Source organism: Pseudomonas paraeruginosa PA7 (assembly GCF_000017205.1).
GTDB lineage: Bacteria > Pseudomonadota > Gammaproteobacteria > Pseudomonadales > Pseudomonadaceae > Pseudomonas > Pseudomonas paraeruginosa.
Genome location: NC_009656.1, coordinates 4,978,066 through 5,003,824 on the forward strand (window position 1 = coordinate 4,978,066; position 25,759 = coordinate 5,003,824).

The following is a 25,759-nucleotide window of genomic DNA, read 5'->3' on the forward strand; positions in this document are numbered from 1 at the left end:
GCGGCCATGCTCTGGGCTTGCATTCTCCTGCCGCAGCTGGCCATGGACAGCGCCTTGCGCCAACGGTCGGATCCCGGGGCGCCGCTGGCGCTGCTCGGGGGACCGCCGCAACGCCGCCTGCTGCGGGCGGTCAACCCGGCGGCGCGCGCCCTCGGCCTGAAGCCCGGGCAGTCGCTGATCGCCGCCCAGGCCCTGAGCCGGGACTTCGCCACGGCAGAGTACGACCTCGTCGCCATCGAACGCTGGCAGGCCTTTCTCGCCGCCTGGGCCTATGGCTTCAGTTCGCAGGTCAGCCTGCACTATCCACGCGCGCTGCTGCTGGAGGTACAGTCGAGCCTTGCCCTGTTCGGTCCCTGGCCGCGCTTCGAGGCCCGCCTGCGCAGGGAGCTGACGGCCCTGGGTTTCAGCCACCGCCTGTGCCTGGCGCCGAACCCGGCGGCGGCCAGGGTGCTGGTGGACAGCCAGGACGGGCTGGCCATCGAGGACGACGACGCGCTGCGTCGCCACCTGGCCAGCCTCCCGCTCGACCGGCTGGGACTGTCCCGGGACCTGACGACCGCCCTCGGGCGCATGGGGCTGCGCCACCTGCGACAGGTCCTCGACCTGCCGCGCGCGGCCCTGGCCCGCCGCTTCCCTGCCGAACTGCTGCTGCAGATCGATCGCATCGGCGGACGCATCCCCCTGGCCCTGGAGCACTACCGGCCGCCGGACGTATTCGATCTGCGCATCGAGCTCAACTTCGACGTGGAATCCCACCAGGCCCTGCTCTTCCCCCTGCGCCGGCTGACCGCCGACCTCGCGGCCTTTCTCGCCGGGCGCGACAGCGGCGTGCAGCGCTTCAGCCTGCGCCTGGAGCATCACGGACGCGCCGACAGCCTGGTCACGATCGGCCTGCTCGGCGCCGAGCGCGAGGCGGCCATGCTGTTCGAACTGACCCGCGGCCGCCTCGAACAACTGCAATTGCCCGCGCCGGTGCATGCCGTGCGCCTGCTGGCCGACGAACTGCCCCCCTTCACCCCGCGGCACAGGGAACTGTTCGACGAGCGTCCGCAGCAGTTCCTCGCCTGGGACCAGTTGCGGGAACGCCTGCGGGCACGTCTGGGCGACGAGGCCGTGCACGGCCTGAGCGCTGTCGCCGAACATCGTCCGGAGCGCAGCTGGCGGCTGGAGACCTGCGACAGATCCGTGCCGCTGGCCCCCGCCGGCCTCCGCCCCGGTTGGCTGCTGATGGAGCCCCGGCCCCTCGGCGAGGCGCTGCCGACCGTGCTGGCCGGCCCCGAACGCATCGAGTCGGGCTGGTGGGACGGCGAAGACATCCGTCGCGACTACTACCTGGTGGAAACCCGTTCCGGCCAACGCGCCTGGGTCTACCGCGAAGTCGGCAGCGAAGGGCCGCTGTGGCTGCATGGCTGGTTCGCATGAGCGCCTACGCCGAGCTGCACTGCCTGTCCAATTTCAGCTTCCAGCGTGGCGCCTCCAGCGCTGCGGAGCTCTTCGCCCGCGCTGCCCGCCTGGGCTACCGGGCCCTGGCGATCACCGACGAATGCAGCCTGGCCGGCATCGTGCGAGCCTGGCAGGCGGCGCGGGAGTACCGGGTGAAATTGCTCGTCGGCAGCGAGATCCGCCTCGAACAGGGACCGAAACTGGTCCTGCTGGCGGAGGACCTGGCGGGCTACCAGCAGCTCTGCCGACTCATCACCCGTGGCCGGCGGCGTGCCGACAAGGGCAGTTATCGGCTGCTGCGCGAAGACCTGCAACCTGCGCTGGACGGAGTGTTGGCGATCTGGCTGGCCGAGCCGGGCGATGACGACGATGCCGCCTGGCTCGGCGAATGCTTCCCGCAACGCCTGTGGCTGGGCGTCGAGCTGCATCGCGGCGCCGATGACGACGCTCGCCTGCGCGGCCTGCTGGCGCTCGCCGCCCGCGCGCAGTTGCCGGCAGTGGCCTGTGGCGACGTGCATATGCACTGCCGTGGCAGGCGCGCCCTGCAGGACTGCATGACGGCGATCCGCAACCATCTGCCGGTGAGCGAGGCGGGCGCCCATCTGTTCGCCAACGGCGAGCGCCACCTGCGCCCGCTGGCGGCCCTGCAGGGCATCTATCCGGAGGCCCTGCTGGCGGAAACCCTGCGCATCGCCGAACGTTGCCGGTTCGACCTGGAACAGTTGAAGTACCAGTACCCCCGGGAACTGGTGCCGGCCGGACATGACCCGGCCTCCTGGCTACGGCGACTCACCGAGAAAGGCATCCGCAGGCGCTGGCCGGACGGCGCGAGCGCCAAGGTCCGCGAGCAGATCGAGAAAGAACTGAAACTGATTTCCGAACTGGGTTATGAAAGCTATTTCCTCACGGTGCAGGACATCGTCGGCTTCGCCCGGCGCCAGAAAATCCTTTGCCAGGGACGCGGCTCGGCGGCCAATTCGGCGGTGTGTTTCGCCCTCGGCATCACCGAGCTCGATCCGGAGCGGATCAACCTGCTGTTCGAGCGCTTTCTTTCCCGCGAGCGCAACGAACCACCGGACATCGACGTGGACTTCGAGCATGAACGCCGCGAGGAAGTCATCCAGTACGTCTTCAACCGCTACGGTCGCCAACGCGCGGCGCTGACCGCGGTGGTCAGCACCTACCATGGGGCCGGCGCGGTGCGCGACGTGGCCAAGGCACTGGGCTTGCCACCCGACCAGGTCGATGCCCTGGCCAATTGCTGCGGGCGCTGGAGCGACCGGGCGCCCAGCGCCGAACGCCTGATGGAGGCCGGCTTCGATCCGCAGAGCGCGGTCCTGCGTCGGGTGCTGGCCCTGACCGGCGAACTGGTCGGCTTCCCGCGCCACCTCTCGCAGCACCCCGGCGGCTTCGTCATCTCCGAGCAGCCCCTGGACACCCTGGTGCCGGTGGAGAACGCCAGCATGGTCGAGCGCACCGTGATCCAGTGGGACAAGGACGACCTCGACGCGGTCGGCCTGCTCAAGGTCGACGTGCTCGCCCTGGGCATGCTCAGCGCCCTGCGCCGCAGCTTCGACCTGCTGCACGAACTGCGCGGCGGCGAACGCCTGAGCCTCGCCAGCATCCCCAGCGAAGACCCGGCGACCTATGCGATGATCAGCCGCGCCGATACCATCGGTGTGTTCCAGATCGAATCGCGCGCGCAGATGGCCATGCTGCCACGCCTGCGCCCGGAAAAGTTCTACGACCTGGTGATCCAGGTCGCCATCGTCCGCCCGGGGCCGATCCAGGGCGACATGGTGCATCCCTACCTGCGGCGGCGAAACGGAGAAGAGCCGGTGGCCTATCCCTCCGTCGAACTGGAGAAGGTCTTCGAACGCACCCTGGGCGTGCCGCTGTTCCAGGAACAGGTCATGGAACTGGCGATCGTCGCCGCCGACTATTCGCCGGGCGAGGCGGACGAACTGCGTCGTTCCATGGCCGCCTGGAAGCGCCACGGCGGCCTGGAGCACCATCGCGAACGACTGACCCGCGGCATGCTCGCCAACGGCTACGAAGCCGACTTCGCCGCGCGTATCTTCGAACAGATCAAGGGCTTCGGCAGCTATGGCTTCCCCGAGTCCCACGCCGCCAGCTTCGCCCTGCTCACCTACGCCAGCAGTTGGCTGAAACGTCACGAGCCGGCGGCCTTCGCCTGCGCCCTGATCAACAGCTGGCCGATGGGTTTCTACAGCCCCGACCAGTTGCTCCAGGACGCACGGCGGCACGCCATCCAGACACGTCCGGTGGATGTCCGCCACAGTCGCTGGGATTGCAGCCTGGAGCCCATCGGCCAGGAGCAACCGGCCATTCGCCTCGGCCTGCGGATGATCCGCGGCTTTCGCGAAGAGGACGCCAGGCGCATCGAACAGGCCAGGCAGGCGCAGTCATTCACGGACGTGCATGACCTCGGCCGACGTGCCGGACTCGATACCCGGGCCCTCGAGTTACTGGCCGATGCCGGCGCCTTGCGAGGGCTCGCCGGGCATCGGCACAAGGCGCGCTGGGCGATCGCTGGCGTCGAGCCACAGTTGCCGCTGTTCGCCGAGGGCCCTCGGATCGAAGAACCGGCGATCAGCCTTCCACTACCCAGCCGGGGCGAAGAGCTGCTGAGCGACTACGCCCTGCTCGGCACCACTCTCGGCCCGCATCCTCTGAAGCTGCTGCGCGTCCAGCTCAAGGCGCGCCGCTGTCGTGCCTCCCGCGAACTGGTGGGCATGGAACATGGGCGCCCGGTGCGGATCGCCGGTCTGGTGGTCGGCCGGCAGCGGCCGCAGACGGCGAGCGGCGTAACCTTCATCACCCTGGAAGACGAGTTCGGCATGGTCAATGTGGTGGTCTGGCACGACCTCGCCGAGCGGCAGCGGCGCCCCTTCCTCGAATCCCGCCTGCTCCAGGTGGAAGGCACGCTCGAGTCATCCAGCGGCGTACGGCATGTCATCGCCGGCCGTTTGCAGGACCTGACGCCCCTGCTCACCGGACTGGACGTACGCAGCCGGGACTTTCACTGAGACAAAGAAAAAGGCAGCTCGATGAGCGAGCTGCCTGGGATGGCCAACAGGGATGGCCACGAAGGGGGGAGCGCTCACGATACTGTTTATTCATACAGTAAAGCAAGCGATTCCCTTCAGTAAAACCCATCCGTTTCTTTTCGAGGCCGCGAGCTAGCGCTCTAGCCAGTGTTTCAGGCCCGTCGACCGCGGCGCTGAGACAGGTGGAAGGGAAAGGGCACCCTCCCAGAGCGCGGCAGCCCGCCGATAAAGGCTGCAGCGCAGACTCGGGCTTCGGAGGCAACTCGCGAACGTCGTCGAGCCGGGATATTTCCAGCGCCAAAGCAAAACCCCCGGCCATTGCTGGCCAGGGGTTTTGGGATAGGAGCTTGACGATGACCTACTCTCACATGGGGAGACCCCACACTACCATCGGCGATGCGTCGTTTCACTTCTGAGTTCGGGAAGGGATCAGGTGGTTCCAACGCTCTATGATCGTCAAGCAATTCGGTTGGATATCCGTTTGCTTGTGCTTACGTCTATCCGGATTCAGGTATGTGATTTCAAGGTGTTTGCGGTTCATGCGAACTTTCGGTTCGTCGACTTCACCCTACAACACACAATCATCAGATTGTTTGGGTGTTATATGGTCAAGCCTCACGGGCAATTAGTACTGGTTAGCTCAACGCCTCACAACGCTTACACACCCAGCCTATCAACGTCGTAGTCTTCGACGGCCCTTCAGGGGAATCAAGTTCCCAGTGAGATCTCATCTTGAGGCAAGTTTCCCGCTTAGATGCTTTCAGCGGTTATCTTTTCCGAACATAGCTACCCGGCAATGCCACTGGCGTGACAACCGGAACACCAGAGGTTCGTCCACTCCGGTCCTCTCGTACTAGGAGCAGCCCCTCTCAAATCTCAAACGTCCACGGCAGATAGGGACCGAACTGTCTCACGACGTTCTAAACCCAGCTCGCGTACCACTTTAAATGGCGAACAGCCATACCCTTGGGACCGGCTTCAGCCCCAGGATGTGATGAGCCGACATCGAGGTGCCAAACACCGCCGTCGATATGAACTCTTGGGCGGTATCAGCCTGTTATCCCCGGAGTACCTTTTATCCGTTGAGCGATGGCCCTTCCATACAGAACCACCGGATCACTAAGACCTACTTTCGTACCTGCTCGACGTGTCTGTCTCGCAGTCAAGCGCGCTTTTGCCTTTATACTCTGCGACCGATTTCCGACCGGTCTGAGCGCACCTTCGTACTCCTCCGTTACTCTTTAGGAGGAGACCGCCCCAGTCAAACTGCCCACCATACACTGTCCTCGATCCGGATCACGGACCAGAGTTAGAACCTCAAGCATGCCAGGGTGGTATTTCAAGGATGGCTCCACGCGAACTGGCGTCCACGCTTCAAAGCCTCCCACCTATCCTACACAAGCAGGCTCAAAGTCCAGTGCAAAGCTACAGTAAAGGTTCACGGGGTCTTTCCGTCTAGCCGCGGATACACTGCATCTTCACAGCGATTTCAATTTCACTGAGTCTCGGGTGGAGACAGCGCCGCCATCGTTACGCCATTCGTGCAGGTCGGAACTTACCCGACAAGGAATTTCGCTACCTTAGGACCGTTATAGTTACGGCCGCCGTTTACCGGGGCTTCGATCAAGAGCTTCGCTTGCGCTAACCCCATCAATTAACCTTCCGGCACCGGGCAGGCGTCACACCCTATACGTCCACTTTCGTGTTTGCAGAGTGCTGTGTTTTTAATAAACAGTCGCAGCGGCCTGGTATCTTCGACCAGCCAGAGCTTACGGAGTAAATCCTTCACCCTAGCCGGCGCACCTTCTCCCGAAGTTACGGTGCCATTTTGCCTAGTTCCTTCACCCGAGTTCTCTCAAGCGCCTTGGTATTCTCTACCCGACCACCTGTGTCGGTTTGGGGTACGGTTCCTGGTTACCTGAAGCTTAGAAGCTTTTCTTGGAAGCATGGCATCAACCACTTCGTCATCTAAAAGACGACTCGTCATCAGCTCTCGGCCTTGAAACCCCGGATTTACCTAAGATTTCAGCCTACCACCTTAAACTTGGACAACCAACGCCAAGCTGGCCTAGCCTTCTCCGTCCCTCCATCGCAGTAACCAGAAGTACAGGAATATTAACCTGTTTCCCATCGACTACGCTTTTCAGCCTCGCCTTAGGAACCGACTAACCCTGCGTCGATTAACGTTGCGCAGGAACCCTTGGTCTTTCGGCGTGGGTGTTTTTCACACCCATTGTCGTTACTCATGTCAGCATTCGCACTTCTGATACCTCCAGCAAGCTTCTCAACTCACCTTCACAGGCTTACAGAACGCTCCTCTACCGCGTCACTTACGTGACACCCGCAGCTTCGGTGTGTGGTTTGAGCCCCGTTACATCTTCCGCGCAGGCCGACTCGACTAGTGAGCTATTACGCTTTCTTTAAAGGATGGCTGCTTCTAAGCCAACCTCCTAGCTGTCTAAGCCTTCCCACATCGTTTACCACTTAACCACAACTTTGGGACCTTAGCTGGCGGTCTGGGTTGTTTCCCTTTTCACGACGGACGTTAGCACCCGCCGTGTGTCTCCCATGCTCGGCACTTCTGGGTATTCGGAGTTTGCATCGGTTTGGTAAGTCGGGATGACCCCCTAGCCGAAACAGTGCTCTACCCCCCAGAGTGATACATGAGGCGCTACCTAAATAGCTTTCGAGGAGAACCAGCTATCTCCGAGCTTGATTAGCCTTTCACTCCGATCCACAAGTCATCCCCTACCTTTTCAACGGGAGTGGGTTCGGTCCTCCAGTCAGTGTTACCTAACCTTCAACCTGCTCATGGATAGATCGCCCGGTTTCGGGTCTATACCCAGCGACTAAACGCCCTATTAAGACTCGCTTTCGCTACGCCTACCCTATTCGGTTAAGCTCGCCACTGAATATAAGTCGCTGACCCATTATACAAAAGGTACGCAGTCACCTAACAAGTAGGCTCCCACTGCTTGTACGCATACGGTTTCAGGTTCTATTTCACTCCCCTCTCCGGGGTTCTTTTCGCCTTTCCCTCACGGTACTGGTTCACTATCGGTCAGTCAGTAGTATTTAGCCTTGGAGGATGGTCCCCCCATGTTCAGACAAAGTTTCTCGTGCTCCGTCCTACTCGATTTCACTTCAAAGATCCTTTCGCGTACGGGGCTATCACCCACTATGGCCGCACTTTCCAGAGCGTTCCGCTAAAATCAATGAAGCTTAAGGGCTAATCCCCGTTCGCTCGCCACTACTAAGGGAATCTCGGTTGATTTCTTTTCCTCAGGGTACTTAGATGTTTCAGTTCCCCTGGTTCGCCTCTTGCACCTATGGATTCAGTACAAGATACCTAGGTTATCCTAGGTGGGTTCCCCCATTCAGAGATCTCCGGATCAAAGTCTGTTTGCCGACTCCCCGAAGCTTATCGCAGGCTACCACGTCTTTCATCGCCTCTGACTGCCAAGGCATCCACCGTATGCGCTTCTTCACTTGACCATATAACCCCAAGCAATCTGGTTATACTGTGAAGACGACATTCGCCGAAAATTCGCGCTTGAACTCGCAAATTTTACCTTGACTTTAATGATCACCAGTGAAAGAGATCATTCAGTCTTACTTCTATCACATACCCGAATTTTTAAAGAACAGTTCTGGTGCAAAGACCAGAAATCAATGTTCATCCACGAACATTCATTTCTGAGCTTTCGACGATTGTTAGATGGTGGAGCCAAGGAGGATCGAACTCCTGACCTCCTGCGTGCAAAGCAGGCGCTCTCCCAGCTGAGCTATGGCCCCGTATCGGATCACGCAGCACACCAACAATTGGTGGGTCTGGGCAGATTCGAACTGCCGACCTCACCCTTATCAGGGGTGCGCTCTAACCAACTGAGCTACAGACCCAATCGTCTAACCAGTGAATCAAGCAATTCGTGTGGGAGCTTATGAAGAAGCTGGGATCTTCGATTAAGGAGGTGATCCAGCCGCAGGTTCCCCTACGGCTACCTTGTTACGACTTCACCCCAGTCATGAATCACTCCGTGGTAACCGTCCCCCTTGCGGTTAGACTAGCTACTTCTGGAGCAACCCACTCCCATGGTGTGACGGGCGGTGTGTACAAGGCCCGGGAACGTATTCACCGTGACATTCTGATTCACGATTACTAGCGATTCCGACTTCACGCAGTCGAGTTGCAGACTGCGATCCGGACTACGATCGGTTTTATGGGATTAGCTCCACCTCGCGGCTTGGCAACCCTTTGTACCGACCATTGTAGCACGTGTGTAGCCCTGGCCGTAAGGGCCATGATGACTTGACGTCATCCCCACCTTCCTCCGGTTTGTCACCGGCAGTCTCCTTAGAGTGCCCACCCGAGGTGCTGGTAACTAAGGACAAGGGTTGCGCTCGTTACGGGACTTAACCCAACATCTCACGACACGAGCTGACGACAGCCATGCAGCACCTGTGTCTGAGTTCCCGAAGGCACCAATCCATCTCTGGAAAGTTCTCAGCATGTCAAGGCCAGGTAAGGTTCTTCGCGTTGCTTCGAATTAAACCACATGCTCCACCGCTTGTGCGGGCCCCCGTCAATTCATTTGAGTTTTAACCTTGCGGCCGTACTCCCCAGGCGGTCGACTTATCGCGTTAGCTGCGCCACTAAGATCTCAAGGATCCCAACGGCTAGTCGACATCGTTTACGGCGTGGACTACCAGGGTATCTAATCCTGTTTGCTCCCCACGCTTTCGCACCTCAGTGTCAGTATCAGTCCAGGTGGTCGCCTTCGCCACTGGTGTTCCTTCCTATATCTACGCATTTCACCGCTACACAGGAAATTCCACCACCCTCTACCGTACTCTAGCTCAGTAGTTTTGGATGCAGTTCCCAGGTTGAGCCCGGGGATTTCACATCCAACTTGCTGAACCACCTACGCGCGCTTTACGCCCAGTAATTCCGATTAACGCTTGCACCCTTCGTATTACCGCGGCTGCTGGCACGAAGTTAGCCGGTGCTTATTCTGTTGGTAACGTCAAAACAGCAAGGTATTAACTTACTGCCCTTCCTCCCAACTTAAAGTGCTTTACAATCCGAAGACCTTCTTCACACACGCGGCATGGCTGGATCAGGCTTTCGCCCATTGTCCAATATTCCCCACTGCTGCCTCCCGTAGGAGTCTGGACCGTGTCTCAGTTCCAGTGTGACTGATCATCCTCTCAGACCAGTTACGGATCGTCGCCTTGGTAGGCCTTTACCCCACCAACTAGCTAATCCGACCTAGGCTCATCTGATAGCGTGAGGTCCGAAGATCCCCCACTTTCTCCCTCAGGACGTATGCGGTATTAGCGCCCGTTTCCGGACGTTATCCCCCACTACCAGGCAGATTCCTAGGCATTACTCACCCGTCCGCCGCTGAATCCAGGAGCAAGCTCCCTTCATCCGCTCGACTTGCATGTGTTAGGCCTGCCGCCAGCGTTCAATCTGAGCCATGATCAAACTCTTCAGTTCAATACTGCTTGGGTTTTGAGAAAACCCTAAACTTGGCTCAGCAATCGCAATTAACTCTTGTGAATTCACAGAGTTACTTGTGTTGCTGATAATCTTGCGATCACCAGTCTTACATCACAAGCACCCACACGAATTGCTTGATTCGACTTGTTAAAGAGCAGTTGGTCAAGGCTTTCGTCTCAACCGAGGCCGCGCATTCTACAGCAACCTCTCGTTCCGTCAAGCGTTATTTTCGAAAATTTTCTTTTCTACTCAACCGCTTGCGCCGACCTTCAAACCATCTTCCGATCAGCGGGAGGCGCATTCTACAGCGTTCAAACTCGCTGTCAAGCACCTCGGCGAAGCTTCGTTTCGAGCCCCTTCCGGGACCGGACCGCTGCGGCGAACAACCTGCCGGAGCGCTTCACCACCCCTGGGAGAGAATCCGTAAACCCTTGATTTTCAAGCATTTACTCTTCGTCGTCGCCGGGAGTGGTGCGCATTATAGGGAGATAAAAACTGCCGTCAACACTTAATTGAAACTTTTCAACCCAAAGGTCAAGAAGCCTCCGGCGGACGCCACGCCTTCCTTATAGGCTGGCTTGCCCCGCCCTCTCCTTCTGTTGCCTCATATAAGGAATGCGAGCCCGCTCCCCGTTTTCGACGAGTCATCCATGCGCCTCATCCACACCTCCGACTGGCACCTGGGCCAGACCCTGCACGGCCAGGACCGCGACCATGAACACGCGCGCTTCCTCGACTGGCTGCTGCGCCAGCTGGAGGAGCAGCGCGCCGATGCCCTGCTGATCGCCGGTGACGTCTTCGACACGGTCAACCCACCGCTCAAGGCCCAGGAGCGCCTCTACGACTTCATCGTCAGCGTTCATCAGCGGCTGCCGCAACTGGAAATAGTGATGATCGCCGGCAACCACGACTCCGGCGCGCGCATCGAGTTGCCGGCAGCATTGATGAAACGTCTGAACGCCCATGCCATCGGCCGTATCGGCTGGATAGACGAAAGCCTCGACAGCGATCGCCTGCTGTTACCCCTGCACGATGCAGATGGCCAGGTTGCCGCCTGGTGCCTCGCCCTGCCCTTCCTGCGCCCCGCCGAAGTCACCGGTGGCGCGAACGGCGACGACTACCTGGCCGGCATCCGCCAGGTGCATGAACGCCTGGTCGACGCCGCGGAGGCTCGCCGCGAACCGGGACAGGCGCTGGTCGCCCTCAGCCATGCGCACATGGCCGGTGGTGCGATTTCCGAAGATTCCGAGCGAAACCTGATCATCGGCAATGTCGAGGCGCTACCCGCCAGCCTGTTTCCGGAGCAGATTGCCTACGTAGCCCTCGGTCATCTGCACAAGCCACAGAAAGTCGCCGGACAGGAGCGCATTCGCTACAGCGGCTCGCCGTTGCCGTTGTCCTTCGCCGAAGTGAACTACCGCCACCAGGTCCTGCTCGTCACCCTGGAGGGTGAGCGGCTGGAGGATGTGCAGAGTCTCCAGGTGCCCCGCGCCGTGGACTTGCTGCGGATCGGTCCGGCTCCCCTTGGCGATGTCCTGCTGCAGCTCGCGGGGCTGGCCGACGCCGATCTGCTGGACGAACACCGCCCCTGGCTGGAAGTCCGCGTGCGCCTGGACGAACCGCAGCCCGATCTCCGCCAGCAGATCGAGAGCGCCCTGCAGGGCAAGGCCTGTCGCCTGGTGCGTATCGCCAGCGAGTACCGGCGGCGCGATGAGGAGCAGGCGCCGCTGCTCGGTCTCGACCAGCTCAGCCCGCAGGAGCTGTTCAGCCGTGCCTGGGAAAGCGCCTATGGTTCCAGCCCGGATGCGCAGGCGCTGGACGACTTCGCCAGCCTGCTGCAGAGCGTCGAACTGACCACCGAAGAGCCCTCGGGGAAATAAGCCGCTTCATGAAGATTCTCGCCATCCGCCTGAAGAACCTCGCCTCCCTCGGCGGCGAGCAGGAAATCGATTTCACCCGCGAGCCACTGTCCAGCGCCGGCCTGTTCGCCATCACCGGGCCGACCGGCGCCGGCAAGAGCACCGTGCTGGACGCCCTGTGCCTGGCCCTGTTCGGCAGCACCCCACGCCTGGAATCCACCTCGACCACCAGCAAGGTGCCCGACGGCCGGAACGAACTGTCCAGCAACGACGAGCGCAACCTGCTGCGCCGCGGTTGCGCCAGCGGCTACGCCGAAGTGGACTTCGTCGGCATCGACGGCCGCCGCTACCGCGCCCGCTGGGAAACCCGCCGCGCGCGGGACAAGGTCGACGGCCAGTTGCAGGCCAGCCGGCAGAGCCTGCAGGACCTGGATAGCCGGCAGATGCTCGCGGCGAACAAGAAGAGCGAATTCCGCGAGCAGCTGGAACAGAAGCTCGGCCTCAACTTCGCCCAGTTCACCCGCGCCGTGCTGCTGGCACAGAGCGAATTCAGCGCCTTTCTCAAGGCCAACGACAACGATCGCGGCGCGTTGCTGGAGAAACTCACCGACACCGGCCTCTACAGCCAACTGAGCAAGGCCGCCTACCAGCGCGCCAGCCTGGCCGACGAACAGCGCAAGCAGCTGGAACAACGCCTGGAAGGCAGCCTGCCGCTCGCCGAACAGGCGCGGACCGAGCTGGAGTCGACGCTGGCGAACCACACCCAGGCCCGCCAGCAGGAGCAGCAGGCGCTGCAGCGCCTGGAAAACCAGCAGCAATGGTTCCTGGAGGAGCGGCGCCTGGCCCTGTCTTGCGAGCAGGCCCAGCGTCAACTCGCCGAGGCGCGGCACGCCTGGGACGGCCTGGCCGCCGAGCGGGAAACCCTGCAGCAGCTGGAGCGCCTGGCCCCGGTTCGCGGCCTGCTGCAACGCCTCGAACAGCTCGGACAGGACCTGCTGCTTTCCCAGGAACAACATCGCCAGCAAAGCCAGCGGCACACCGCGGGCAGCGAACGTCTGCTGCAGTTGCAGAGCCAGTTGCACGAGGCGCGGCAACGCCAGGCCGCCGCCGAAAGCACTCTTCGCGAAGCCCAGGGGCCGCTGCGCGAGGCTTTCCAGCTGGAGGCCGAGGCCAGCCGCCTCGAGCGGACGCTATCCGAACAGCAGACACTCCATCGCCAGTCGAACGAGCGCCATGCCCAGCAGTGCGAGGCAATCCAGCGCCTGGAGAGCGAACGGCAGCGCAGCGCCGAAGAACAGACGCAATTGCGGGCCGCGCTGCAGCAGAGCAGCGCCCTCGCCACCCTCGGCGACGCCTGGCCGACCCAGCAGGGCCAGTTCGCCGCTTTCCTGCAACGGCGCCAGCGTTCGGCCGAAAGCCGCGCCCTGCTGCCGGAGCTGGAGAACGCCCTGGCGCAGGCCGCTGAGCCACTCGGGCAGCTCCAGGAAAAGTGGGTTGCGCTGCATGGCAGCGACACGGATGACCTCGCCGCGCGACTGGATGAGCTGCGCCAGCAGACCTCCGGGCTGGAGCAAAGCCAGGCGCTGTACAAGGAGTGGCAGCAAGGCCTGGGCCGGCGCGCCGACCTGGTCCGACGCTTGGCCGAACTCGGCCAGCGCCTGGTCGCCCAGGAACAGCAGCTGCTAGAGCTGAAGCAGCAAGGCAGCCAATGCGCCGAACAGGTGAAGGCGGCGGAGCAGGCGCTGCAACTCACCCGCGAGTTGCTCCAGCGCCAACGCCTGGCCCGCAGCGCCAGCGTGGAACAGTTGCGCGCCGGCCTGGTGGAGGGAGAGGCCTGTCCCGTCTGCGGCAGCCAGGAGCATCCCTATCACCACCCCGAGCGATTGCTCGCGGCCCTCGGCGAAGCCGACGACCAGGAACAGGCCCGCGCCGAGCAGGCTCTCGAGCAGCAGCGAGGAGCCCTCGGCGATCTGCGCGAGCGTTACTCCAGTCAACGCGAGAAGCTCAACCAGAGCCGTCATGAACAGCAGGAGTTGACCGAACAGTTGGCCGCACTCGATCGCCAGTTGGGGCAATGGACCCTGCCGGGAGAATTGCTGCGCCTGGAACCAGCCGCACAACTGGAGTGGCTGGGCACGCGCCTGGACGAGCTGGCGGAGCAGCGCCAGCACAGCCAGCAGGACTTCGACCGGCTGATCGCCCGCCAGCGTCAGGCCCAGCAGTTGCGGCAGCAGCTGCGGGCGGCCGAGGCGACGCTCCAGCAACGGCAGCAAGCGCTGCACGAACAGCAGCAGCGCTGCGAACACCTGCGCCAGCAGGTCGAGGAGGACGACCAGCAACTGCGCCTGCTGCTTTCCGCCGAACACTGGCAACGCTGGCAGGACGCTCCGGAGCCGACCTTCCAGGCGCTCGCCCAGGCGATCGAGCAACGTCGGCACCAGCAGGACCGCCTGCTGCAGGTCGAACAGCAGTTGCAGGAACTGGAGCGGCGCGGCGACGAGCTGCAGTGGCAACTGAAGCAGAACGACGAACAGCGCAGCCAGGCCCGCCAGGCCGAGGAACAGACCCAGGCGGAACTGGCCGGGTTGCGCGGGCGCCTGGGCGCCCATCTCGGCCGGCACACCCGCGCGCAGGACTGGCAGCAGGCACTGGAAAACGCCGTGCAGGCGGCGCAGGCCACGGTCGAGACGCTGCAGGCGCCGCTCGACACGCTTCGCGAAGAACAGCTCAGGCTCGGCGAAGCCCTCGAGCACCTGCAACACCAGCAGTCGCGCCAGCAAGAGGAGCGGCAGCGGCTACAGGCCGACTGGCAGGCCTGGCGCGAAGGCCAGGAGAATCTCGATGACAGCCGCCTCGACGCCCTGCTCGCCCTCCCCGACGCGCAGGCCCGGCAATGGCGCGAACACCTGCAGCAGCTGCAGGAAGAGATCACCCGCCAGCGGACCCTGGAGGCGGAACGCCAGGAACAATTGCAGCAGCATCGTCGACAACGACCGGAGCTTGACCACGAGGCACTGGAAGACATCCTGCGCCAGCAGCGCGAACGCCTGGCCGCCAGCGAACAGGCCTATCTCGACGCCTACAGCCAGTTGCAGGCCGACAACCAGCGCCGCGAACAGAGCCAGGCGCTGCTCGCCGAACTGGAGCAGGCTCGCGCCGAGTTCCGCCGCTGGGGGCGCCTGAACGAGCTGATCGGTTCGTCCAGCGGCGACAAGTTCCGCCGCATCGCCCAGGGCTACAACCTCGACCTGCTGGTCCAGCACAGCAACGTGCAACTGCGCCAGCTCGCGCGGCGCTATCGCCTGCAGCGCGGCGGCAGCGAACTGGGCCTGCTGGTGGTGGATACGGAGATGGGCGACGAGCTGCGTTCGGTCTACTCGCTGTCCGGTGGCGAGACCTTCCTGATCTCCCTGGCCCTGGCGCTCGGCCTGGCCTCGATGGCGTCGAGCAAGCTGCGTATCGAGTCGCTGTTCATCGACGAAGGCTTCGGCAGCCTCGACCCGGAGTCCCTGCAACTGGCGATGGATGCCCTGGACAACCTGCAGGCCCAGGGTCGCAAGGTAGCGGTGATCTCCCACGTACAGGAAATGCACGAGCGTATTCCGGTGCAGGTGCGGGTACAGCGCGAAGGCAACGGCATGAGCAGCCTGAAGGTGGTCGGCTGAGCCGACCACCTTCAGGCGCGTCCTCAGAACGGTAGCTCGCCCTGTTCTCCAGGCTGGCGCGGCGCTTCCCGGCTTTCCGCCTGCAGATGCAGCATCAGCCCGCTGAGTCGGCGCACCTTGCGCCGCAGCGCTTCCTCGAATACCCCGGGGTGGCTTTCCACCAGGCTGAACCAGTCGCGGGCGCGGGTGATGCCGGTATACACCAATTCCTTGGTCAACACCGGGTTCAGCGCGTCCGGCAGAACCAGCGCGGTATGCGCGAACTCCGAGCCCTGCGACTTGTGCACGGTCATGGCGAACACGGTGTCCACCTCGACCAGGCGGCTCGGCAGGACGAAACGCACCCCGCCGCTGCCATCGTTGCGCGGGAAGGCGACCCGCAAGGCGAAGCGCAGGCTACCGTCGGCGCCGCGCTCGGGCAGGCGCAGGGCGATGCCGATGTCGCCGTTCATCAGCCCCAGGCTGTAGTCGTTGCGCGTCACCAGCACCGGTCGTCCCTCGTACCAGCCGTGGTCGGCGTCGATCAGGCCGAGTCGCAGCAGTTCCGCCGCCACCCGCTGGTTCAACCCCTCCACGCCCCAGGGACCGCGGCGCAGCGCGCAGAGCAGGCGGAAGGCATCGAACGCCGCCAGCACCGACTGCGCCCAGCGCTCCCAGGCCTCGCTCTCCAGCGCCAACCCGGCAGGCGGACGGCCCTCGGCCAGGCGTTGCAGGTAGTGCCGATAGCCGTATGGGGTTCCAGCCGCGCGCGGATGCCCGTCGACGAACAACCGGGCGAAAGCCACGTCCCGCTCGCCGCGCAGGCGCAGATCGAACAGGTCGGCGGGCGGCTGGTCGAGCAGCGCGCGGGCATCCGCGGCCTGTTGCCGATTGACCAGCCGCGCCAGGCGGCCGATCCCGCTGCTGGCGCCGAAACGCCGCGAATGCCGCAGCATCACCGTTTGCTGCGCCAGCGGATGCGCCTGCGCCGAACCTTCGCGCAGCCCCTGCCAGGTTTCGCCGCTGACCTGCTGCAACCAGGCGCGGGTCTCGGCGCTATACCAGCCTTCCTCGGCGTCCCGGCAGAGATCGCCGAGCACCGCGCCGGCCTCCACCGAGGCCAACTGGTCCTTGTCGCCAAGGAGGATCAGGCGCGCCTGCGGCGGCAGCGCGTCGAGCAGGCTGGCCATCATCTCCAGGTCGATCATCGAGGCCTCGTCCACCACCAGCACATCCAGCGCCAGCGGGTTGTCCCGGTGATGGCGGAAGTGCCGGGTATCCGGCCGGCTGCCGAGCAGCCGGTGCAGGGTGGTGACCTCGGCGGGGATCGCCTGCAGCACCGCCTCCGGCAATGGCAGGGCGCGGACCTGCTGGCCGATGGATTCGGACAGGCGCGCCGCGGCCTTGCCGGTGGGTGCCGCGAGGCGGATGCGCAGCGGCTGGCCGGCGGCCACCGCCGGCGCCTGGAGCAGGCCGAGCAGGCGTACCACGGTAGTGGTCTTGCCGGTGCCAGGGCCGCCGGTGATCAGACTGAAGTAACCGCGCGCCGCCAGGGCGCAGGCCAGCTTCTGCCAGTCGGTGACGCGCCGGCCGTCTTCCCGCGGCGGCTGCGCGAACAGCGCGGCCAGGCGTGGCGCCAGGTCCTCGGCCAGGGGCGCCCGGCGCGCCAGACGCTCGCGCAGGGCCGCGGCGATTTCCAGTTCATGCCGCCAGTAGCGGCGCAGGTAGAGACGCTGGTCGCAGAGCACCAGCGGCGAGGCCTCCTGGTCGCTCGCTGCGGGATCGTCCGCACGCCCGTCGACCACCTCCACCAGCGGCGAACCTGCCAGGGCCTGGCGCCAGGCGTCGAGGCGCATACCCTGCAGCAGCTGCGAAGGCAGCAGGACATCACCACTTTCATCGCCTTCCGGCGGCAGCGACAGGGCCGCGTCGGGGGCGCCGAGGGTCGCGTCCAGGTCCAGGCAGACGTGACCATGGCCCAGTTGGTGGCTAGTCAGGGCCGCCGCCAGCAGCACCCGGGGATCGGCCTGCGGCTCCAGTTCGACGAGGAAGGCCACGAGCGCGCGGTCCAGCGCGCGCAACCAGCCGCGCGCCACCCACAGGTCGAGCTGGCGCAGCAGATCGTGGCGCGCCGCCAGCGGTTGCGTCAGCCGCTGGTCGCCAGTATCGCGAACTTCGCCGGCCAGTTGCTTGAGGGTCGGATTCATCGCGGGACTCCCGGCTGGCCGCGGAACAGAGCGTCCAGGTCCTCGATCAGTTCGCGCGGCGGTCGTTCGAAATGCAGGCCCTGGGTCGCCGCGCGGGCGCCGCGGAGGAACAGGTAGACGGCGCCACCCACGTGGCGGTCGTAGTCATAATCGGGCAGGCGCGCCTGCAACTGCCGGTGCAGGGCCAGCAGGTAGAGGACGTATTGCAGGTCGTAGCGGTTCTCCAGCACCGCGGCGGCCATCGCTTCCGGGCTGTAGGCGCCGTCGTCGGCGCCCAGCCAGTTGGACTTGTAGTCGGCCACGTAGAAACGCCCCTGGTGCTCGAAGACCAGATCGACGAAGCCCTTGAACATGCCGTTCAGCAGGGTCGGCGCCAGCGCCGGGCGCGCCGCGCCGCCGAGGGTATGGCGGCGGACCAGGGCGTCGATCGCCTCGGCCTGGACCTGGTGGCTGGCGAACCAGAACTCCATTTCCACCTGGTAGGCGAGCAGCCCGGCCAGGCTGGCTTCGCCGCCGGGCCAGCGCAACGGTTCGGCGAGATACTGTTCCAGCCACAGGTCGAGCGGTTCGGCCCAGTCCTTCCAGCCACGCAGTTCGCAGCGCCGGGCGATCAGCTCGCGGCGACGCGGGGCATCCGCCCGGGCCGCCTCGAAGCCTTCGCGCCCGGCCCACTCGAGCAGGCCGTGGAGGAAGGTGCCGGGCGCCGGGCCGCGCGGGAAGCGGTGCAGGTCGTCGCGCATCGCGCTGGCGACGGCGGGCGGCGGTTGCTCGGCGGAGCGGCCCTCTTCCTGGAAAGTGGCTTCCTCGGCGCTGATCGGCTCCTGCGACTCGGCGACGGCGACCGCCTCGTCGTCCTCCAACCCGCTGGAAGCCTGCAACTGCAGGCCGGAATAGCTGGCGACCCACCATTTCTCGCGGCTGCTGCGGCAGGTCTCGCGCGCCTGACCGAGCGCCTCGCCGCGCCCCATCACATAGGGTTCGGCATCCGCCGGCGGCGCCGGCTCGACGACGATCCCCGCACATTCGCCACGCAGCGCGGCGAGGCAGCTCGCAAGACCCTCGCCGCTGATCGCGGCGCCGCCGGCGAGCAGGTAGCCCATGGCGCCCTTGTGCAGTTCCGGTGATCGGCTGTTGCCCGCCACCAGCGGCGCGATGCCCAGCCACACCGAGTGCCGCGCACGGGTCAGGGCCACGTAGAGCAGGCGCATGTCCTCGCCGAGACGCTCGTCGTTGGCCTGCTCGTAGGCGCGTGCGGCCTGCTCCTTGCGCCGCGCCAGCTCGACCACCTGCCCCGGGATGCCGTCCTCGTGGAAACTGGCCGGTGCGCCGCTATTGCCGTCCAGTTCCTTCCAACTGCAGATGAAGGGCAGCAGTACCAGTGGATATTCCAGGCCCTTGGATTTGTGGATGGTCACTACCTTGATCAGGTCGGCGTCGCTTTCCAGGCGCAGGATCTCTTCGCTGCCGGGGCTCTGCAACTGCTCGGCGAGGTGGCGGACCAGCGCATGCTCGCCGTCCAGCTCCACCGCCGCGCGTTGCAGCCATTCGGCCAGGTGCAGCAGGTTGGTCAGGCTACGCTCGCCGTCGGTATGCCGCAGCAGGCGCGCCGGCAGCTCGAAGTCGGCGAGCAGGCGCCGCAGCATCGGCAGCACACCCTGGGTCTGCCAGAGGCGACGATAGTCGCGGAAGCGCAGGACCATCCGTTCCCAGAACAGTTCGTCCTGGTTCAGCCGCTCCAGGGTCGCCCAGTCCAGGTGCAGGCTGCGGCTGGCCAGGGCGACCCGCAGCAGGGTATCGGCGCCCGGGTCGGCGCAGGCGCGCAGCCAGTGCAGCAGGTCGGCGGCTTCCTGGCTGTCGAACACCGAGTCGCGGTCGGACAGGTAGACGCTGGCCAGACGCCGCGCCGCCAACGCGCTACGGATCGCCTCGGCCTCGGCGCGACCGCGGACGAGGATGGCGATATCCGCCGGGCGCAACGCCCGCCAGCCGCCCTGTTCGTCGGCGAAGCCGGCGCGGCCCAGGTCGGCCAGGCTCAGCCAGCGGCGGATGGCACTGGCGCTACGCTCGGCCATTTCCTGGCGATACGCCGCGGAGCCGAGCACGCCGGCTTCGGCGTCGAGGCACCAGAACGTCATCGCCGGCGCCTCGGCACCATCGATCGACAGGCGTTCGGCGCGCCCCTGGGCATCGACCGCATGGAACGGCAGCGGATTCTCCACCCCCTCGCGGGCGAAACGAAAGGCGCCGCGCGGATGCTCTTCGGCGAAGGCGAAACAGCGGTTGGCGGCCGCCACCATGGCGGCGGTCGAGCGGAAGTTCCTGCCGAGGGTGTAGTGGCGGCCGCGAGTGGCTTCCCGCGCACGCAGGTAGGTATGGATGTCGGCGCCGCGGAAGGCATAGATCGCCTGCTTGGGGTCGCCGATCATGAACAGGCCGGTCTCCCGCGCCTGGGGCCCGGCGGGATCGGCGGCGATCCGGTAGATGCGTTCGAAGATCCGGTACTGCACCGGGTCGGTGTCCTGGAATTCATCGATCAACGCCACCGGGAACTGTTCGCGGATCAACTGCGCCAGGCGCTCGCCACCGGGACCTTGCAGGGCGCGGTCAAGACGGGTGAGCAGGTCGTCGAAGCCGATCTCGGCACGCCGCTGCTTCTCGACCTCAAGTTCGCGGCCGACCTCGCCCAGCGCGTGCAACAACAGGTGGGGAGCGATATCGGGACGCTCTTCCTGATGCGCGGCCCAGGCGTCGATGGCCCGCAGCGCGGGATGCTCGGGCGCGGCACGCTTGGCGGTAAGCTTGATCCGGGTCTGGCCGAACTTGCCCAGGTTGGCCGGCTGGTCGCCGCCCTCGCTCCAGTCCGCCAATGCCTGCAGCCAGGCGTCGAAGGTCTCGTCGCTGTCCTTGCCGCGATAGCTGTTGCCGTTCAGGCAGGGACGCAGCTCGCGCAGCAGCGTTTCCAGTTCGACGCGCGCTGCGCGCCAGGCGGCGCGGGCTTGCGCGTCCAGTTGGTCGAGCTGGCGATACCAGTCGCCGCCCCGCTCCAGCAAGGCTGCCAGCGACTCGGGCGCACTCAGCGCCTGGTCGGCGTAGCGGAAGTCGGCGTCCTGCCGCGCCAACAACGGCTGCAAGGCCTTGCCCAGCGCCTCCGGCCCGCTGTAGCAGCTGGCCACGGCTTGCGCCGCCTGCGCCGTCAGGCCGTAGAAATTGCGCCGCCAGTAGTCCCGCACCACTTCGGCGAGCAATTCGCTCTGGTCGGTTTCCAGGTTCTGGGTGAACAGGCTGCCGCTGTCGAAGGCGTGTTCGCGCAGCATCCGGTAGCACCAGCTATGGATGGTCGACACCGCTGCCTCGTCCATCCACTCGGCGGCCAGCCGCAACAGGCGCGCGCAGCCCGGCCAGCGTTCGGCGGGATATTGCTGGCGCAGCGCGACCAGCAGGCCGTCGTGGCTCGCCTGCGGCTCGGCGAAGCAGCGCGCCGCTTCGGTCAGGCGACTGCGGATACGCTCGCGGAGCTCGCGGGTCGCCGCATCGGTGAAGGTCACCACGAGGATTTCCGGCGGACTCAGCGGCCGGCCGAAGGCGTTCTCGCCACCATGGTCGAGGACCAGGCGGACATACAGCAGGGCGATGGTGAAGGTCTTGCCGGTCCCGGCGCTGGCCTCGATCAGGCGGCTGCCGTGCAACGGGAAATCCAGCGGATCGAGGGGCGCGGGCATCTGTGCAGTCATGCCGGTTCCTCCGTGCCACGGCCCAGGGTGGTCAGCAACGGTGCGTAGAGCAGTTCGGCCCAATGGGCGAAGCCACCATCGGCGAGAAGCCGATCGAAGTCCGGGTAGACCCGCGCCAGAGCCGGCGAGCCATCCACTTCGCCGCCGACGTTGAAGCCGCCTTCGTAGCGCTTGCGCGCCTCGCGTGCGGCCTTCTCCGGCTCGCCGGCGCCACCGCCGGCCAGCCAGGCGAAGGCTGTCCGGCAGGCCACCGGCAGGGGCCGGCGCATGCCTTCGCACCAGGCGTCGAGCAGCCGGTCGAGGTGTTCACCGGCGCGCTCGGCCGGCAGCGGCGGAATCTCCAGGGTTCCGCTCTGGCTCACCAGCACGCTGCGCACCGGCTGGCCGAGCATCTGCAAGGCAAGGTGCTGCAACCAGTGGCGCACCAGGCTATGCCACTTGTAGCCGCGCCCTTCGTGGAGCTTGCCGCTGAGCAACTGCAGGCGCGCCAGGCGTCCGGATGCGTCGCGGCGCAGTCCACCGAGCCAGTCCTCCAGTTCCAGCCCGGAAGGATGGCGATGGCGCAGTTCCTGCTGCTGCTCGACCACCTCCGGCCAGCGCTGGATTTCCTGGCGATAGCGCCAGAGCAGGTCGGGCAGCGGTTGCAGCAAATGGCGCGCGGAGAACTCGCCGAACGCCGCCAGCGGCAGGCGCCCCTGCCGGCGCAGGCGCTCGACCTGCGCCTGCAACTGCGCCGGCAGGCGCTCGGCGTCCCAATCCAGCTCCACCCAGCGCTTCAGGCGCTCGGTCAGCTCGAACTGCAGCTTCCAGTTGTCCAGGGCATCCAGTTCGAAGGGTTCTTCGTCGTTGCCGGTCAGTTGCTCGTCGTCGAAACGCACCTTGAGCCGCTGCTGGAAGAAGGCGTTCACCGGGTTGGCCAGGAACTCCGCCAGCGGGCGCAAACCCAGCGCGCCCTCCAGGACCAGCGGGGGCAGCGGCGCCTCGGCCTCGGCAGCGGCGGCTTCGTCCTCGCGATGGACTTCGCGCCACTCGCGGGCATAGGTAAACAGACCGTCCACGCCCTGCGCCGGCGCAGCCTGGAAATAGCGCCGGCTGAACGGCTGCAGCGGATGTTCCTGGGTCAGGGCGCGCAGCAGCGCATCGCCGTCAGCGTCCGGAGACAGGCGCCAGCCGGCCGCCAGGTGATCGCGCAACTGGCCGATCAGCACCGAGGGCGGCCGCTCTTCATTGTCGCGGATGCTTCGCCCCACCCAGCTCACGTAGAGCTGCTCGCGCGCCGAGAGCAGCGCCTCGAGCAGCAGGTAGCGATCGTCCTCGCGCCGCGAGCGGTCGCCGGGACGGTAGTCGTTGCGCATCAGGTCGAAGTCCAGCGGCGCTTGCTGGCGCGGGTAGTCGCCGTCGTTCATGCCCAGCAGGCAGACCAGCCGGAACGGGATCGCGCGCATCGGCATCAGCGTGCAGAAGCTCACCGCGCCAGCCAGGAAGCGCTGGTTCAGGCCGCCCTGGTCAAGACTGCCGAGCCAGGCCTCGCGTACCACGCTGAGCGGCAGCGGTTCGGCGAAAGCCGCGCAGGCGCAGTGTTCCTGCCAGCGCTCGAGCAGTTGCAGGAGCTGGGTAAGCAGCAGTTCGTCGCGCTCGTCGTGGGCCTCGAAGAATACCGTGAGCAAGGCCTGCAGGCGCTCGCCCCACTGTACCGGGGTGGCCGGCTCGGCCAGTTCGGCATAGGCCACCTCGAGGCGCTCCAGCAGCACCGCCAGCGGGCCGGCCAGGGCCGCGTCGAGACCACCGACCTCGTCATAGGGCTGGATCCCCTGCAGGGGCGCGCCCTCGCCGACGGCATAGCCGAGCAGCATGCGCCGCAGGCCGAAGCGCCAGCTGTTGCCCTCCAGGCCCGGCGGCAGGCCGAGACGCTCGCGCTGCGCGGCGTCCAGGCCCCAGCGTACCCCCGCACCCTCGATCCAGCGATGCAGGATCGCTAGCTCGGCCTCGTCGACGCCGAAACGCCGGCGCAGTGCCGGGACGTCCAGGAGGTCGAGGATTTCACTTACCGCGAAGCGGCTCTCGGGCAGTTTCAGCAGGTGCTCCAGGGCGATCAGCAGCGGTTCGCGGCCGCGCTGGCCCTGGTCGGCGAGGGTGTAGGGAATGAAGCGCTGGTCGTCGCGCGGCACCTGGCCGAACACCGCTTCGATGTGCGGCGCGTAGGCGTTGATGTCGGGGACCATGACGATCACGTCGCGCGGCTTCAAGCGCGGATCGGCGTTGAAGCGGGCGAGCAATTGGTCGTGGAGGATCTCCACCTCGCGCTGCGCGCTGTGCGCTACCTGGAAGCGGATCGAGGCATCGTGCTGCGGGCTCACCGGCGGCCAGTGCCGACGGGTCTCCGCCAGCGGGCGCAGTTCGAGGATGTCGTCCTGCAACTGGCCGAGCAGACTGGCCGGCGGCTCCTCGCTGAACAGGTCGATGCGCCCGCCGTTGACCTCGCCGAACAGCGTGCGATAGCTGTCCGGGTCGTCGTAGCTGTCGAGCAGGTTGATGTAGTCGCGGCCCTGCTTGCCCCAGGCCGCCAGCAGCGGCTGGGCGTGCTGGTGCTGGAGGTCCTCGTCGAGGCCGGCCGGGGTGCCGGCGCGGCGCTGCTGGCGGCGGTACTCGTGGCGCAGCAGGTCCTTGTCGGCGACGATGTCGGCCCAGTGGTGGCGGCAGGGGTTGTGCACGCAGAGCAGCACCTGGCTGAACCTGGCCAGGGCGGCCAGCGCCTCGAGGGTCTGCGCCGGCATCGAGGAGATGCCGAACACCACTACCCGCCGCGGCAATGCGCGCGGTGCGACCTCGGCCGAACGCAAGGCCTCGATGAAACGTCGGTGCACGCCGGAACGGCTGCGGGCCAGGCTGTCGGCGCCGACGTCGGCGAGCAGCGCGCGCCACAGTTCGGCCTGCCAGCGTTCGCTGGCGTCGAGCGGACGCGCCTTGCCGTTCGCCGTGCGCAACTGGTCGCGCCCCTGGCTCCAGTCGTCGAGCCAGTCGCCGCGGTAGACCTGGTACTGGTCAAACAGGTCGGCCAGGCGCTCGGCCAGTTGGTGGCGCTTGCGCAGGTCGGCGTCATCGGCGAGGAAGCGTTGCAGGGCATGGAACTCGGGACGCTCCAGCAGCCCCGGGAGCAGGCGCATCAGACGCCAGGTCAGCGGCGCCTTGTCCAGCTCGGAAACCTCGGGAATGCTCTCGCGACCGAGCACCGCGCGGTAGGCCTGCCAGAGGAACTGCGCCGGCAGCTGCACCTCCAGCGCCGCGGCGATGCCACCGCCGCCGCCGTCCGCGCGCGGATCCTCGGCCAGCGCCAGCTTCAGCCACTGGGCGATACCGTTGCTGTGCACCAGGATCCGCTCGCTCTCCAGCGGCGCCAGCGGATAGCGGCGCATCCAGGAGACCGCGAGGTCGCGCAGGTCGTCCAGGCGGTTGCCATGGACGATCATGAATCCGGGCGTGAGGGCTGTGGTTCCCAAGGGTTCTGGCATCGGTACGGCTATTCCTGGCGCAAGGCTCTGGCGGAAGGATCAGGATCGGGCGGCGGCGAAGCGGCGCTCCAGGTCGGCGCTGTCGGCCAGGCGGAAATCGCTCCAGCGTTCGCTCAGGCCGAGGTGGCTGTCCGCCCGGCAGTCCGGGACGCTGGCGCAAAGACGGGTGAAGGTGTTGACCACCTCGACCATCTCCTCGCGTTCGGCGCCGACCAACAGCGCCGCGTGCGCCAGCACCACCGGCCGCCCGGCGCCATTGCGCCGCCAGCGTTGCGCGGTACCGGCGAGCTTGCGCCCGTCCAGGGTTACATTGTAGCGGCCGTCGCAGAAGGAGCCCGGCACGGCGCCGACGCCAGCGTCCAGTCCGCGCTCGCGCAGCCAGTCGCAGATCGGCTGGCAGAGCCGCTGGTAGGCGGTCTCGATGCGCGTCTGCTCGTTGTCGCCAGCGCCCAGCGCATAAGAGAGGGCGATGTTCAGCACACCCGGCGACTGCGGCACCGGTTCGCCGCCGGTGTCGCGCAACAGCACCGGCCAGCCGCGCCCGGCGACCGCCGCGCTGGCCGGCTCGAATCGTTCCAGCCGCTGCATCCGGCGCGGCATGACCAGCGCCCGGTCGCGCGGCTGCCAGAGCAGCAGGGCATGATCGCGGACACCGCCGCACACCTCGTCGAGCAGGGCGCGCTCGGCGTCCAGCCCGTCCTGCACGGAAAACACTTCGACCACGATTCTTCCTCTTTTTTCAGGCGGGAACGGCACGGCCCCGGGGAACGGGGCCGTGCCTATGATAGCCAG

The 25,759-nt window shown here is 65.5% G+C and carries 8 protein-coding genes, 2 tRNA genes and 3 rRNA genes; 4 read left to right on the forward strand and 9 right to left on the reverse strand.

The genetic code is table 11. From position 1 onward, the window contains the following. Positions 1 to 6: 6 nt before the first annotated feature. Positions 7 to 1,422: a Y-family DNA polymerase gene (locus PSPA7_RS23045; protein WP_012077097.1), complete on the forward strand. Its 1,416-nt coding sequence runs from the start codon at positions 7 to 9 to the stop codon at positions 1,420 to 1,422. After that, the gene (gene dnaE2, locus PSPA7_RS23050) at positions 1,398 to 4,493 is read left to right on the forward strand and encodes an error-prone DNA polymerase (RefSeq protein WP_079262204.1); all 3,096 of its coding nucleotides are present in this window, start codon (positions 1,398 to 1,400) and stop codon (positions 4,491 to 4,493) included. The genes PSPA7_RS23045 and dnaE2 overlap by 25 nt, the downstream gene beginning before the upstream one ends. 366 nt (positions 4,494 to 4,859) lie before the next feature. Here dnaE2 and rrf read toward each other — a convergent pair. The 5 genes from rrf to PSPA7_RS23075 form a co-directional block, all read right to left on the reverse strand. Continuing rightward, a 5S ribosomal RNA gene (gene rrf, locus PSPA7_RS23055) occupies positions 4,860 to 4,975 on the reverse strand. Between the two features lie 143 nt (positions 4,976 to 5,118). After that, positions 5,119 to 8,009 (reverse strand): 23S ribosomal RNA (locus tag PSPA7_RS23060). 224 nt (positions 8,010 to 8,233) lie between these two features. Then, positions 8,234 to 8,309: transfer RNA gene (locus PSPA7_RS23065), tRNA-Ala, on the reverse strand. A gap of 28 nt (positions 8,310 to 8,337) precedes the next feature. After that, positions 8,338 to 8,414: transfer RNA gene (locus tag PSPA7_RS23070), tRNA-Ile, on the reverse strand. A 64-nt stretch (positions 8,415 to 8,478) separates the two neighbouring features. Next, positions 8,479 to 10,014 (reverse strand): 16S ribosomal RNA (locus PSPA7_RS23075). Together the 16S, 23S and 5S rRNA genes with 2 tRNA genes alongside form the textbook arrangement of a ribosomal RNA operon. A 653-nt stretch (positions 10,015 to 10,667) precedes the next feature. Here PSPA7_RS23075 and PSPA7_RS23080 point away from each other — a divergent pair. Beyond that, entirely contained in the window at positions 10,668 to 11,897 is a 1,230-nt protein-coding gene (locus tag PSPA7_RS23080; protein ID WP_003157029.1) for an exonuclease SbcCD subunit D C-terminal domain-containing protein, read from the forward strand. A gap of 8 nt (positions 11,898 to 11,905) precedes the next feature. Further along, the gene (locus tag PSPA7_RS23085; RefSeq protein ID WP_012077099.1) at positions 11,906 to 15,541 is read left to right on the forward strand and encodes an AAA family ATPase; all 3,636 of its coding nucleotides are present in this window, start codon (positions 11,906 to 11,908) and stop codon (positions 15,539 to 15,541) included. A gap of 23 nt (positions 15,542 to 15,564) precedes the next feature. On the opposite strand, the gene recD is transcribed toward PSPA7_RS23085, so the two are convergent. From recD to PSPA7_RS23105, 4 genes are read right to left on the reverse strand one after another with little or no spacing between them, the layout of a single operon-like run. Next, the gene (gene recD, locus PSPA7_RS23090; RefSeq protein ID WP_012077100.1) at positions 15,565 to 17,727 is read right to left on the reverse strand and encodes an exodeoxyribonuclease V subunit alpha; all 2,163 of its coding nucleotides are present in this window, start codon (positions 17,725 to 17,727) and stop codon (positions 15,565 to 15,567) included. Continuing rightward, complete coding sequence (recB, locus tag PSPA7_RS23095) at positions 17,724 to 21,458, reverse strand: exodeoxyribonuclease V subunit beta (protein WP_012077101.1); 3,735 nt, start codon at positions 21,456 to 21,458, stop codon at positions 17,724 to 17,726. Before recB ends, recD begins: the two co-directional genes overlap by 4 nt. Continuing rightward, positions 21,455 to 24,967: an exodeoxyribonuclease V subunit gamma gene (gene recC / locus PSPA7_RS23100; protein WP_041025402.1), complete on the reverse strand. Its 3,513-nt coding sequence runs from the start codon at positions 24,965 to 24,967 to the stop codon at positions 21,455 to 21,457. The genes recB and recC overlap by 4 nt, the downstream gene beginning before the upstream one ends. Positions 24,968 to 25,006: 39 nt before the next feature. Beyond that, positions 25,007 to 25,690: a lipoyl protein ligase domain-containing protein gene (locus tag PSPA7_RS23105; RefSeq protein WP_012077103.1), complete on the reverse strand. Its 684-nt coding sequence runs from the start codon at positions 25,688 to 25,690 to the stop codon at positions 25,007 to 25,009. Between the last annotated feature and the right edge of the window lie 69 nt (positions 25,691 to 25,759).